Below are 12,890 nucleotides of genomic sequence, written 5' to 3' on the forward strand. Positions count from 1 at the left end.
CACCGCCGTTGGAGCCCTGCAATTGCGCGGTTTTGTTGAGTTTGGAGTGGTCGCCTACCTCCACTTGCGATGAAATTCAACTCTTGAAATAAACCGGATGCTCACTATATTTAGTGCTCTTAAATAGAAGTCGTACTAGATGTTGTGCTTTGGTGGTTTTTTGACCACTGGTATACAAAGGCGTGGCATCGAATATAACGACCAATAATTATCGGCTGAAGGACCGGCTCGAAACTGGTCCTTCGGTTGTTATCCACGCTTTCGACTGAGGGATGGGCATGCAGCAAGATCTGATGGTAACCAAACGCGACGGGCGGCGGGAATCGATCGATCTCGAGAAGATTCACCGGGTCATCATCTGGGCCGCAGATGGGCTGGAAAATGTTTCGGTTTCACAGGTTGAGCTTAAGGCCCACCTGCAGTTCTACGATGGTATCAAGACCTCCGATATCCACGAGACGCTGATCAAGTCAGCGGCTGACCTTATCTCTGAAGAGGCGCCCGATTATCAATATCTGGCTGCGCGTCTGGCGATCTTCCATCTGCGCAAGCGTGCGTTCGGCAGCTTCGAGCCGCCGCACTTGTACGATCACGTGGTCAAGCTTGTCGAGGATAAGCGCTACGATCAGCACCTGCTGACCGATTACTCGCGCGAGGAGCTCGATGAGCTCAACGCCTACCTCGATCACAGCCGCGACATGAACTTCAGTTACGCGGCAGTGAAGCAGCTCGAAGGCAAGTATCTGGTGCAGAACCGCGTCTCCGGTGAGGTGTATGAAAGTCCGCAGCTGCTCTACATGCTGGTGTCGGCCTGCCTGTTCTCCGGTTACCCGAAAGAGAAGCGCCTGGACTATGTGAAGCGTTTCTACGACGCGACCTCGCTGTTCAAACTGTCACTGCCGACGCCGATCATGGCCGGCGTGCGCACGCCGACGCGTCAGTTCAGCTCCTGCGTACTGATCGAGACTGATGACAGTCTGGACTCCATCAATGCCACCGCGGCGGCGATCGTGAAGTACGTTTCCCAGCGTGCCGGTATCGGTATCAATGCCGGTCGCATTCGTGCCCTGGGTAGCCCGATCCGTAACGGTGAAGCTTTCCACACCGGTTGTATCCCGTTCTACAAGCACTTCCAGACCGCGGTGAAGTCCTGCTCCCAGGGTGGGGTGCGCGGTGGTGCGGCAACGCTGTTCTACCCGATCTGGCATCTGGAGGTGGAATCCCTGCTGGTGCTGAAGAACAACCGCGGTGTCGAGGAAAACCGTGTACGCCATATCGACTACGGCGTGCAGATCAACAAGCTGATGTACACGCGCCTGATCAAGGGCGAAAGCATCACCCTGTTCAGCCCGCACGATGTGCCGGGCCTGTACGACGCCTTCTTCGCCGATCAGGATGAGTTCGAGCGTCTCTACGTCAAGTACGAGCAGGATCCGAGCATCCGCAAGAAGACTATGAAGGCGGTCGAGCTGTTCGGTCTGCTGGCCTCCGAGCGTGCCTCTACCGGCCGTATCTATGTGCAGAACGTGGATCACTGCAACACCCACAGCCCGTTCGATCCGGAAGTGGCGCCGGTCAAGCAGTCCAACCTCTGTCTCGAGATTGCGCTGCCGACCAAGCCGCTGAAGGATGTCAACGATCCGGACGGCGAGATTGCCCTGTGCACGTTGTCGGCGTTTAACCTCGGTGCGCTGGAGAACCTGGACGAGCTGGAGAACCTGTCTGACCTGATCGTGCGCGCGCTTGATAGTCTGCTCGATTATCAGGACTACCCGGTACCGGCGGCCTACAATGCCACCATGGGACGTCGCACCTTGGGGGTTGGCGTGACCAACTTCGCCTACTACCTGGCCAAGCACGGTGTGCGTTACTCCGATGGCTCCGCCAATGGCCTGGTGCACAAAACCTTCGAGGCGATTCAGTACTATCTGCTGAAGGCGTCCAACCAGCTGGCCAAGGAGATGGGTGCCTGTCCGAAGTTCAACGAAACCACCTATGCTCAGGGCTTGCTGCCGATCGACACCTATAAGCGCGATGTCGATGATTTCTGTGAAGAGCCGCTGCACTACTTCTGGGAGACTCTGCGCGAGGATATCCGCGAGTTCGGTCTGCGCAACAGCACGCTGACCGCGCTGATGCCGTGCGAAACCTCATCCCAGATCACCAACTCGACCAACGGTATCGAGCCGCCGCGTGGCTTTGTCTCGGTCAAGTCGAGCAAGGATGGCGTTATGAAGCAGGTGGTACCGGACTTCCTGCAGTTGAAAGACAACTACGAGCTGCTCTGGTCGATTCCGAACAACGAAGGGTACCTGCAGCTGGTCGGTATCATGCAGAAGTTCGTCGATCAGTCGATCTCGGCTAACACCAACTACGACCCGAGCAAGTTCCCGGGCGACAAGGTGCCGATGAAGCAGCTGCTCAAAGACCTGCTGACCGCCTACAAGTACGGCGTGAAGACGCTTTACTACCATAACACCCGCGACGGTGCGAAAGACTCGCACGATGACATGGGGTGTGAAGGCGGTGCCTGCAAGCTCTGATCGTTTTGTCAGACGGAACTAACCGGCCCTCCCGCTCTTGAGCGGGAGGGCGCTCCCCGCTTTGCATTCAGGAAGGATTGAATGGCCTACTCTACCTTCAGCCCGAGCGATCATGACGCGACTCGTGAGCCGATGTTCTTTGGTCGTAGCGTTAACGTAGCGCGTTACGACAAGCAGAAATACCCGATTTTCGAGAAGCTGATCGAGAAGCAGCTCTCCTTCTTCTGGCGTCCGGAAGAGGTCGATCTGAGTACCGATCGTAAAGACTTCCAGAAGATGCCGGAGCATGAGCAGCACATCTTCCTGAGCAACCTGAAGTACCAGACGTTGCTCGACTCGGTGCAGGGGCGCTCGCCCAATGTAGCGTTCCTGCCGATCGTTTCGCTGCCGGAGCTGGAGACCTGGTTCGAGACCTGGGCGTTCAGCGAGACGATCCACAGTCGCTCCTACACCCACATTATCCGTAACATCGTCACCGAGCCGTCGGCAGTGTTCGACCAGATCGTGACCAACCCGGAGATCGTTCGCCGTGCCGAATCGGTGACCCGTCTCTACGACGAGTTCATCGAGCTGGTTCAGGTGTATACGGTGCATGGGCCTGGTGTGCATCGTATCGGTGGCAAGGATCTCGATGCCACGCTGTACAACCTCAAGCGCACCCTCTACCTGACGCTGGTATCGGTGAATGTGCTGGAGGCGATCCGCTTCTACGTCAGCTTTGCCTGCTCCTTCGCCTTTGCCGAACGTGCCATCATGGAGGGCAATGCCAAGATCATTCGTCTGATCGCACGTGACGAAGCGCTGCACCTGACCGGTACCCAGCATATGCTGAACCTGATGAAGTCGGGTACCGACGACCCCGATTTCAAGCAGATCGCCGAGGAGTGCAAGCCGCAGGTGTACAAGATCTTCGAAGAGGCGGCGCAGCAGGAGAAGGACTGGGCGGAATACCTGTTCAGTGAAGGTTCCATGATCGGTTTGAATGCGCGCATTTTGGGCGATTATGTCGAGTACATCACCAATGTGCGGATGAAGGCGCTGGGGCTGGAGGATATCTTCCCGTCGCGTCAGAACCCCTTGCCGTGGATGAACGCCTGGCTTGTCAGCGACAACGTTCAGGTTGCGCCGCAGGAGTCCGAGATCAGCTCCTATCTGGTGGGCCAGATCGATAACGACGTCGATTCGGAAGATTTCGACGGCTTCGACCTATAGGAAGGGTGTGGTGGATGTCCGGTATTCCCCGTATCAAGGTTAATAATTTCCACACCTTCTACTATCAGTATGAGTTCTCGCTGCTGGACGCGCTTGAGGCGCAGGAGATACCTGCGCCCTATAACTGCCGTGGCGGTTATTGCGGCTGTTGCAAGGTGCGTTTGATCGATGGAGAGGTGGAGCCGGTTCAGGACAGCTTGGTAGATCTGGATGATGACGAGATACTGACCTGCTGTTGTCGACCCAAAGGCCATATTGAAATCGAATTGCCCGACCCTTGAGTCGGGCTTTTTCATATCGGCTCTGTCTGCCGGATTAGTATCGAATAAACGAAAGAAATCCCTGTCGGGGTATTGACTTCTTCACAGCGGGGTCAGTGCTTCGGCCGGGCTGTGCACAAATCGTTTCCAGTACTGCCCGCATTCGGTAAGAACGCTCTAACTCATTGATATTTATATTCTATATCTTGCCTGGTGGAATAAGCGTCAATTGCTGAAAAGCCAGTAAATACGCGCGCTGGCGCGGTTGTTCCAGAAACTACCCACTGTTTTATCAACAGAATCTGTGAGTATTGTCGGCTCCTCGTCGGGGCATTATTTTCAACGCCGGGGATGATATTGGTGCGCGTGATCTGGGCGCGAAAGGGCGTGCTGACGGGCATGGTTCGGGCCGGATCCGGAGTCGTAGGCATGATGCTCCGCGATGGGGATGCCGGTGTTCAAGATTGGCGCACTCAAGCGCCTGCGCCAGACAGCTTATCCACCGCGAGTGCGAGAGCGAAAAAAAGATCTACGTCAATACTTGATTTCAAAATAATTTTTTTGCCTTTCACATACAAAACAAGCAGTTAAAGAGCTCTGGTCAGGAAGACGACACTTTGTGTCGGGCCTAGGAATCATGCCGTTTAGCGGCTGTTTTCATCGCGTTGTTCACAGTTTTATCAACAGAAAATGGGTATAACCCGGGGCGCTGTGTAACCGCTTAATCGTTGTATTCTGTCTTATCCTTGAACTCGCATAGGTCTTCAATGATGCAGGCGCCGCAGCGGGGCTTTCTGGCGGTACAGACATAGCGGCCGTGCAGAATCAGCCAGTGGTGGGCATCCTGGAGGAACTCTTTGGGTACGAAGCGGAGCAGCTTCTTCTCCACCTCCAGTACCGTTTTGCCCGGGGCTATACGGGTGCGGTTGGAGACGCGATATATGTGGGTATCCACCGCCATGGTGGGATGGCCAAACGCCGTATTGAGCACCACGTTGGCGGTCTTGCGGCCGACCCCCGGCAATTTCTCCAACGCCTCCCGGGTTTCGGGTACTTCGCCGCCATGAAGGTCGATCAGTATCTGGCAGGTCTTGATGACGTTCTCTGCCTTGCTGTTGAACAGGCCGATCGTCTTGATGTACGACTTCAGTCCGTCGACCCCCAGCGCCAGAATCGCCTCTGGCGTGTTGGCGATGGGGAAGAGTTTGGCCGTAGCCTTATTGACCCCGACATCGGTGGCCTGGGCTGAGAGTATGACGGCAATCAGCAGCTCAAATGGGGAGTCGTAGGCCAGCTCGGTGGTGGGGTGGGGGTTCTGTTCGCGTAGTCGAGAGAAGATCTGATAGCGTTTGTCGGCATTCATGCGGTATTTCGATTGTCGGATGGCGGCAGTGAATTAATCGAGAGTGGTCTGGTTACGGCCGTTCTGTTTCGAGCGGTAGAGCGCATCATCCGCGCGCTTTAACCAGTTTTCGTAATGCGCATCGTCGATCTGGCTTTCGGCGATGCCCAGGCTGAGGGTGAAACGTATGGTTTCGTCGCCGTAATAGATCTTGCTCTCCTGAGCTGCGCGGCGTAGGCGTTCCGCCAGTACCTCGGCATGAGAGTCGGAGGTGTCCGGCAGTAGAATGCCGAACTCTTCGCCGCCGTAGCGTCCTGCGCTGTCGGTAGAGCGTATATGTTCGCTGATCAGACGTGCCAGTGAACGGATCACCTGGTCGCCAGCTTGATGGCCATAGGTATCGTTGATCTGCTTGAAGTGATCGATATCGAGCATGATCAGGCTGCTGGAACGACTGCTGCGCAGGAAGCGGTCATATTCATGCTGCAGGCACTCCTCCCAGTAACCCCGGTTATGCAGGCCGGTGAGTCGATCTGTCCTACTCAGGCGTGCCAGCTCCTGATTGGCGGCTTGGAGGTCCTTATGGCTCACGGCGGCATCGGTCATATCGTAGATCAGAATGCCGATCTGACGTACCTCGCCGTCGGGCGAGGTAAGCGGTATCAGGGTCACGTTCTGATACATCTGTGCCGCCTTGCCGGTAAAGGGGCGGTTAGGCTTGAAGTTGAACAGCCAGGGACGCTCCTGCCAAGTGATGAACGCGCGATTTCGCAGGTGGAAGACGGTGTCCAGCTTACGTTTGAACCAGCTGGAGGGTAGATCTGGAAACAGCTCGAACAGGTTACGCTCACGCACCTCAGAGTCGGAAAGACCCGAATAGTTGGCCATGAAGGTATTCCATAGATGGACGCGATACCGCTCATCCAGCACGATCAGTCCCACGTCCAGGTTCTGTAGCAGCCCTATATGCCAGTGAAACTCATCAATGCTGAGCGTCTTTTCATGGTGTGGGTTGTGCTCCGTCACAGGTATCTCGCCCTCTCGTTCAGTGCGTCGATGGAGTCTTCGGTAAACAGCAGCAACAGGTTGCAGCTGATATTGAACCCCTCGATTCTGTAACCGACCTCGATGGTCAGTGTGCGTTTCCAGCGTCGGAGCGCTTCCGGCTCAGGTAGGTGGTAGTGCTGCCCCAAAATAACCGGGGTGCCCTGGCTGAAGTCGATATCGATCTGTCGACCCAGCTCCCCCAGGTAGGCGCTGATCAGAACGTTGGCCACATCCAGCAACATCTCGTGCTGTCGTGCTGCAGTCAGCTCGTCATCGCTGCCCAATAGGCGGGCCATATCTTCCAGGCTGTGCTGGTCGAATATGAGCAGCGCTTCGCCGGATATGTCGGGGCCAATAAAGCCCTGGCACAGCGTCGCGCTGGTGTTGGTCTCTAAACGCAGCTGCTCAAGCAGGACCGCTATATCGTCCGCAGTGTTGATTCTTGCTTTGGGAACCGGGAGCTGAACGAAAACACCAAGCAGTTCGGAGAGCAGGGCGCCGGCGCGTCCCATCGCCACATTGGAGAGTTCCTGATAAAGCTCTTCCAGGGTGGCCTGTCTGTTTGCGTTATCGACTGCAAGCTTCGAACGGTGCTCCAGTTCGTCGGCAAGGCCATATTCGCCCAGGGCGTCGCGCAGGATTTTGGCGTCTATGGGTTTGTTGATGAAGCCGAGGGCACCAAGCGCCATTACCCGTTCGCGTGCTTCGCTTTGAATATCGCCGGAAACGACCACGACCAGGGTCTGCAGGTCTTGGGAGCGGATGCGCTCAAGTACCTGATAGCCGTCAAGGATCGGCATGTTCAGGTCGAGAAACAGCAGGTGGCCTTTGCCGGCACGAACCGCTTCCAGGGCTTCCAGGCCGTGGCTCGCCTCGGTGATGGTGACATTCCATTCAGACAACGCGCGTACCATCTGCTTGCGTGCAAACGCGGAGTCGTCGCAGATCAGAACGGGAATAGGCGCACTCACCATAGCTCCTTGATGGGTGTGGCTGATATTGGACTTGTAGTTTTTATCGCTATGCTCGGCTTCCGCCACTCGCCGCCAATGGCCTGCCGGAAGAAGCCAAGTATTTGAATATAAATGACCCCTTTGGTCAAGTAATAACCAGATAGGATTCAGCCAGTTACCCTTACACGTTTAGTGCCGCTACTCTCGGGCTTGGGTGCAGTGCTGCGTTTGGCTTCGGCACGTGCGTCGATCACGTTCTTGAGTGCTATCAACAGTCCGAGGCCGACAAACGCCCCCGGTGGCAAAATGGCAAACAGGAACCCCTCGTAGTGATCCGCAAGCACGATCATCCAGTCACGGGCGCCCTCGCCGAACAGCAGATGCATGTTGGAGAATATGGCGCCTGTGCCGAGTATTTCGCGAAGGGCGCCCAGTACCACCAGAACACTGGTGAACCCGACACCCATCATCAGGCCGTCGAGAACCGATGCCGATACGGGATTCTTGGCGGCAAAGGCATCTGCCCGTCCCATGATCACGCAATTGGTCACGATCAGCGGGATGAAGATGCCGAGGATCAGATAGAGCTCGTAGGTCAGTGCCTGCATCAGCAGTTCGATCGCCGTAACGAATGATGCGATGATCATAACGAATATCGGCAGGCGAACCGTTTCCGGTACCAGGCGGCGGAACAGGGATACTGTCAGGTTGGAGCTGCTCAGTACCAGAGTGCTCGCCAAACCCAGTCCCAGTGCGTTGACCACGGAGCTGGTAACTGCCAACAGGGGGCATAGGCCTAGCAGCTGTACCAGGGCCGGATTGTTGTGCCAGAGGCCGTTGAGGGTGATTTTACGATAATCGACACTCATGCTGTTGCTCCTGTTATTCGTCGCCCTGTTTGGCTACGGGGGTGAGCAGTTGCGCCTTGTGGGCACGGAAATAGTGAATTGCGCGTCCAGCAGCGTTAACCACGGCCCTTGGCGTAATCGTGGCGCCGGTGAACTGATCGAAGCGTCCGCCGTCTTTCTTCACCGCCCAGCTACTGTCGTTTGCCCCGTCCATCGTCTGGCCGATAAAGCCATCGAGCCAGTTGGATTTGGAGGGTTCTATCTTGTCGCCCAGTCCTGGCGTTTCCTTATGGCTGGTGACGCGGATGCCGGCCAGGCTTTCGTCGCGGTTAATGCCGACAAGCAGGTGGATGTCGCCGCTGTAACCGTCCGGTGCGGTAACCTGTAGGATGATGCCATGCACCTCGTTATCCACTATTGCCTGCCAGGCGTGGTGTGTCTGCTCCAGTCCGAGTTCCGGCGTGGGTTCGATATCCAATCGGTGCTCATGGAGTCGGTCATCAAGTGATCGGGGTAGAATCTCGTACAGGGCTTTGGCTTCCGCCTCGGCAATGTTGGCTTCGATTCTCTCCTTGGTGGCAACTTGGGTGGCAGCGATAACTCCTGCCGTCACAATCGCAAAAATGCCGATTCCGAGGGTGCTGCGACGAACAGCGCTCAACATCTCTGCCATTACTGATTCTTCCCTTTCATGCCCCGGTTGGCGCGTGTATGACCAAAGCTGCGCGGTTGGGTGTACTGGTCGATAAACGGCGCGCAGAGGTTCATTAACAGCACGGCGAAAGCGACGGCATCCGGGTAGTTGCCCCAGGTGCGGATCACGTAGATCAGCACGCCGAGCAGGGCTCCGAACACCATCTTGCCTTTGTTGCTGGTCGCCGAGGTGACCGGATCGGTGGCGATAAAGAAGGCGCCCAGCATGGTTGCGCCGACACTCAGGTGCACCACCGGGTTGACGTAGTTGTCCGGGTCAAAGCCGTAAAATGCGCTGGCGGTCAGGAACAGCGCGATCAGCATCGACAGTGGGGCATGCCAGGTGAATATCTTGCGTGAAAGCAGGAAAATACCACCCATGAACCAGGCTGCACTGACGGCGTACCAGGCGCCAACGCCGCTAGACAGAACATCGGACTGGCGCCAGAGCTCCTCGGTGGTCAGACCGCCGCGATGCTTCAAGACATCAAGTGGGGTGGCGCCGGTGAAACTGTCGTAAAAGACGGCGTCGACACTGCCGAAGATCGCCTGCAGGGTGTCGATGAACCCGGCAATCTCCCAGCCGCCGCCATGTTGTGTCATCGGCGAGGTCCAGCGCGTCATCTCAACCGGAAAAGAGACCAGCAGCAGGGCGTAAGCCACCATCGCCGGATTAAACGGGTTGTTGCCGAGGCCGCCATAGAGGTGCTTGGCGATCACGATGGCGAAGAAGATGCCGGTTGCGGTGACCCACCAAGCGGAGAAGGGGGGGATGGCCACAGCCAGCAGTATTGCGGTCACCAGTGCACTGCCGTCGCTGAGGAAAAAGCCCAGCGGGCGTTTGCGCAGTTTGAGTGCGGCCGCTTCAAACGCCAGTGCCAGAGAACAGGCCAGGGCGATCTGAATCAGCGTGCCCCAGCCGAAAAAGAAGGTCATCGCCAGGATGCCGGGCAGGGTGGCGATCAGCACCAGGCGCATCACATTGGCGGTGCTGTTGGCCTTAGAAACATGGGGCGAACTTAAGCGAATAAGCGCCATCGATCACAGATCCTTGGATAATAGGTTATTCATACTGACTCAGTGTGAGGTTCAGTTCGTCGGCTTTGGCGCGGGCGCTGGTCAGTTCCTGCTCGATCTGGCTGCGCTCGTCATCGTTGTCCGCCTTGCTCAACGAACGCTCACCCTTGGTAACCGCCGCCCGGGCCATTGCCGCGTCGATGCGCAGCTGCTTGAGGTCGATACCGGATTTAGCAGCGCGCTCGATCAGCGCCTGCTCGGCCTTGTCGAACTCCGCTGTCGCCTGTTCGAAGCGCTGTTTCAGCTCATTGACCTCGGTTTTCATGCGGGCTATTTCCGCTTCATCCTCGCAGCCGTCCAGAGCTGATTCGGCCTTCTTCAGCTTGGTGCGCATGATCGACACCTGCTGTTTCAGGGCTTTGATGTCGACCTCGGCCGGTTTCTCCTCAGTGGGCGCTGGCGATGGGCTGGCGGGCTTGTTTGCCGCCTGTTCGTAAGCCTGCTGGGCCTCTTCCGCCTTGTTCTCCAGCGTGACCAGGGTGGCGCGCAGCTTGTCGACGCCATCCAGTCCTTTATCTTCGGCGTTCTTCAATGCGTCCTGGGCCTTTTTGAGCTTGGTACGCGCCACTGCAGCGGCGACTTTGAGCTGCTTGAGGTCGTCGCCGCTGCCCTCTTCGGTTGCAGGAGCTCCTGCCGCCAGTGCTTTTTCAGCCGCTTCCGCCTTGCTGCGGGCGTCGTTCAGGGCTGCTTCCAGCTCTGCCAGGTTATCCGCATTGGTACCGACGGCTTCGTCGTAGGCTTTCTGTGCTTTTTTCAGTTTGGTGCGTGCGACCGCTGCAGCTGTTTTAAGCTGCTTGGCATCGGGCTCGGCAGCAGCGGCTGGCTGCGGACTGGCGTCGCTCTGTGTCGCGGCTTTCTGCTGCTGGGCTTTGGCGGCCTCTTCGGCTCTTGCCTTGCGGCGTGCCTCTTTCTCCGCCACCTCGCGTTCGAGTCGTGCCTGGCGCGCCTCGAACCGCTGGCGGGCGTGGTCGGCTTTCTGCTGGTCGCGCTGCTCGGTACGGATCTCCGACTTGGCGTAGCGGTAGTACTGCACCAGCGGGATGTTGCTGGGGCAGACATAGGCGCAGGCGCCGCACTCGATGCAATCGAACAGGTTGTGATGCTTGGCCTTGTCGAACTCTCGCCCCTTGGCAAACCAATACAGCTGCTGCGGCAACAGTTCCGCGGGGCAGGCCTGTTCACACATGCCACAGCGGATGCAGGCCTGCGCCGGCGGAGCGAGCGGCATCTCCTGAGCGGTGGCCGCGATCAGGCAGTTGGTGGTCTTGATTACCGGAATCTGATCGTTTTCGACCGTTACGCCCATCATCGGGCCGCCCATCACCAGTTTGGACAGCGCCTCCGGGCGCAGGTCGCAAGCTTCGAGCAGGGTGCTGAACGGGGTGCCGATCAGGGTTTCCAGGTTGCGCGGATGGAGCACGGCATCGCCGGTAACGGTGACGATGCGGGATATCAACGGCTCACCATAATGTACCGCGCGGTAAACCGCGGCAGTGGTACCGACGTTCTGACAGACGATACCGATATCGGCCGGAATGCGGCCGCTGGGAACCTCGAGATCGGTCAGCAGCTTGATCAGCTGGCGTTCGCCACCGGAGGGGTACTTGGTCGGGACGACCACGATATCGATATTCAGCTCGGTATCCTTGAGCACCGCCTCCAGTGCGTGGATGGCATTGGGCTTGTTGTCCTCGATGCCGATCAGCACGTGGCTGGGGCGCAGCAGGTGGGCGATGATCTCGATACCGCCGAGTACCTCGTGCGCGCGTTCCCGCATCAGCATATCGTCGGCAGTGATGTAGGGCTCACACTCCGCCGCGTTGATGATCAGCGTGTTGACGATATGGTCTTCGCTCAAATGGAGCTTGACGTCGGTAGGGAAGCCAGCGCCGCCCATGCCGGCAATACCGCAGTTGCGGATATGCTCGATCAGGTCCTGCCGTCTCAGCTGCCGGTAATCGTCCAGCCCCTGATGCTCGATCCAGCGATCTTCGCCGTCGGACTCGATCACTATGCACTCTTCGCTCAGGCCCGATGCGTGCGGAATAGGGTAGGCGGCCACATCCACCACCTTGCCCGAGGTCGGTGCATGGATAGCGGCGCTGATGCGACTGATCGGTTCGGCGATCAGCTGTCCCTTGAGCACCTGGTCGCCAATCTTGACCAATGGGTCGGCCGGACCGCCTATATGCTGCTGCATCGGTACCACCAGCGTCTTGGGTAGTGGTGCTTTGCCAATCGCGGCGCGGGTCGAGCGCTTCTTGTTGCCGGGCGGGTGGATGCCACCGTGGAATGAGAACACCTTGGACATCAGGGCGCCTCCGAAGCGGCTACGCCGCGTCCCCGGTCGGTGGCAATCAGCTGCATGGGGCTTGGTGGCTCAGGCCATTTCCAGGTATTGGGTGTCGTTTCGATCGGGATCATGTCAATACAGTCAACCGGGCAGGGCTCGACGCAAAGGTCGCAGCCGGTACATTCACTGATGATTACGGTGTGCATCTGCTTGGCAGCGCCGAGGATCGCATCCACCGGGCAGGCCTGGATGCACTTGGTGCAGCCGATGCACTCATCCTCACGGATATAGGCGACAGAGCGCGGCTTCTCCTCGCCATGCTCGGCGTCCAGCGGTACCGCTTCGACGTCGAGCAGGTCGGCCAGCGCATCGATGGTGGTCTGGCCGCCTGGAGGACATTTGTTGATCGCATCGCCGCCGGCAATCGCCTCAGCGTAGGGGCGGCAACCCGGATAGCCGCACTGGCCGCATTGGGTTTGCGGCAGGATGGCGTCGATCTGATCGACGATCGGGTTGCCTTCAACCTTGAAGCGCACGGAGGCGTAGCCGAGCACGATGCCAAATATGGCAGCGAGCAGGAATAGAACGATAACGGCTGTCAGTACGGTGCTCATCTCAACTC

At 57.8% G+C, this 12,890-nt stretch carries 11 protein-coding genes; 3 read left to right on the forward strand and 8 right to left on the reverse strand.

Translation table 11 applies throughout. The annotated features are described in order from the left end of the window. The first annotated feature begins 278 nt into the window (after window positions 1-278). From nrdA to yfaE, 3 genes are all read left to right on the forward strand, one after another. Entirely contained in the window at window positions 279-2,543 is a 2,265-nt protein-coding gene (nrdA, locus tag IEX40_RS14530) for a class 1a ribonucleoside-diphosphate reductase subunit alpha (RefSeq protein WP_188749539.1), read from the forward strand. 81 nt (window positions 2,544-2,624) lie between these two features. Then, window positions 2,625-3,755 carry a class Ia ribonucleoside-diphosphate reductase subunit beta gene (nrdB, locus tag IEX40_RS14535; RefSeq protein ID WP_188749541.1) on the forward strand — a complete coding sequence of 377 codons (1,131 nt, stop codon included), beginning with the start codon at window positions 2,625-2,627 and terminating at the stop codon, window positions 3,753-3,755. Between the two features lie 14 nt (window positions 3,756-3,769). Next, window positions 3,770-4,036 carry a class I ribonucleotide reductase maintenance protein YfaE gene (gene yfaE, locus IEX40_RS14540; protein ID WP_188749543.1) on the forward strand — a complete coding sequence of 89 codons (267 nt, stop codon included), beginning with the start codon at window positions 3,770-3,772 and terminating at the stop codon, window positions 4,034-4,036. A 700-nt stretch (window positions 4,037-4,736) separates the two neighbouring features. Here yfaE and nth read toward each other — a convergent pair. The 8 genes from nth to rsxB form a co-directional block, all read right to left on the reverse strand. Continuing rightward, the gene (gene nth / locus IEX40_RS14545; RefSeq protein WP_188749546.1) at window positions 4,737-5,378 is read right to left on the reverse strand and encodes an endonuclease III; all 642 of its coding nucleotides are present in this window, start codon (window positions 5,376-5,378) and stop codon (window positions 4,737-4,739) included. A gap of 33 nt (window positions 5,379-5,411) precedes the next feature. Further along, the gene (locus IEX40_RS14550; protein WP_188749548.1) at window positions 5,412-6,383 is read right to left on the reverse strand and encodes a sensor domain-containing diguanylate cyclase; all 972 of its coding nucleotides are present in this window, start codon (window positions 6,381-6,383) and stop codon (window positions 5,412-5,414) included. Beyond that, window positions 6,380-7,375 (reverse strand): response regulator, encoded by a 996-nt coding sequence (locus tag IEX40_RS14555; RefSeq protein WP_229680774.1) that lies wholly within the window; start codon window positions 7,373-7,375, stop codon window positions 6,380-6,382. The genes IEX40_RS14550 and IEX40_RS14555 overlap by 4 nt, the downstream gene beginning before the upstream one ends. 149 nt (window positions 7,376-7,524) lie before the next feature. Continuing rightward, window positions 7,525-8,226, reverse strand: coding sequence for an electron transport complex subunit E (locus tag IEX40_RS14560; protein WP_188749552.1), 702 nt, complete (start codon window positions 8,224-8,226; stop codon window positions 7,525-7,527). A 13-nt stretch (window positions 8,227-8,239) separates the two neighbouring features. Further along, on the reverse strand, window positions 8,240-8,878 hold the full coding sequence (rsxG, locus tag IEX40_RS14565; RefSeq protein WP_188749554.1) for an electron transport complex subunit RsxG: 639 nt from the start codon (window positions 8,876-8,878) through the stop codon (window positions 8,240-8,242). Then, the gene (gene rsxD / locus IEX40_RS14570; RefSeq protein WP_188749556.1) at window positions 8,878-9,936 is read right to left on the reverse strand and encodes an electron transport complex subunit RsxD; all 1,059 of its coding nucleotides are present in this window, start codon (window positions 9,934-9,936) and stop codon (window positions 8,878-8,880) included. The genes rsxG and rsxD overlap by 1 nt, the downstream gene beginning before the upstream one ends. Window positions 9,937-9,961: 25 nt before the next feature. Continuing rightward, window positions 9,962-12,286 (reverse strand): electron transport complex subunit RsxC, encoded by a 2,325-nt coding sequence (rsxC, locus tag IEX40_RS14575; RefSeq protein ID WP_188749559.1) that lies wholly within the window; start codon window positions 12,284-12,286, stop codon window positions 9,962-9,964. After that, the gene (rsxB, locus tag IEX40_RS14580; protein WP_188749560.1) at window positions 12,286-12,882 is read right to left on the reverse strand and encodes an electron transport complex subunit RsxB; all 597 of its coding nucleotides are present in this window, start codon (window positions 12,880-12,882) and stop codon (window positions 12,286-12,288) included. The genes rsxC and rsxB overlap by 1 nt, the downstream gene beginning before the upstream one ends. Between the last annotated feature and the right edge of the window lie 8 nt (window positions 12,883-12,890).

The organism is Marinobacterium zhoushanense, from assembly GCF_014641945.1.
Classification (GTDB): Bacteria; Pseudomonadota; Gammaproteobacteria; order Pseudomonadales; family Balneatricaceae; genus Marinobacterium_D; species Marinobacterium_D zhoushanense.

Coding starts and splice junctions, on each gene's coding strand:
- nrdA (WP_188749539.1), top strand. CDS start 279: ATGCAGCAAGATCTGATGGTAACCAAACGCGACGGGCGGCGGGAATCG.
- rsxD (WP_188749556.1), bottom strand. CDS start 9,936: ATGGCGCTTATTCGCTTAAGTTCGCCCCATGTTTCTAAGGCCAACAGC.
- IEX40_RS14560 (WP_188749552.1), bottom strand. CDS start 8,226: ATGAGTGTCGATTATCGTAAAATCACCCTCAACGGCCTCTGGCACAAC.
- rsxC (WP_188749559.1), bottom strand. CDS start 12,286: ATGTCCAAGGTGTTCTCATTCCACGGTGGCATCCACCCGCCCGGCAAC.
- rsxG (WP_188749554.1), bottom strand. CDS start 8,878: ATGGCAGAGATGTTGAGCGCTGTTCGTCGCAGCACCCTCGGAATCGGC.
- yfaE (WP_188749543.1), top strand. CDS start 3,770: ATGTCCGGTATTCCCCGTATCAAGGTTAATAATTTCCACACCTTCTAC.
- nrdB (WP_188749541.1), top strand. CDS start 2,625: ATGGCCTACTCTACCTTCAGCCCGAGCGATCATGACGCGACTCGTGAG.
- rsxB (WP_188749560.1), bottom strand. CDS start 12,882: ATGAGCACCGTACTGACAGCCGTTATCGTTCTATTCCTGCTCGCTGCC.
- nth (WP_188749546.1), bottom strand. CDS start 5,378: ATGAATGCCGACAAACGCTATCAGATCTTCTCTCGACTACGCGAACAG.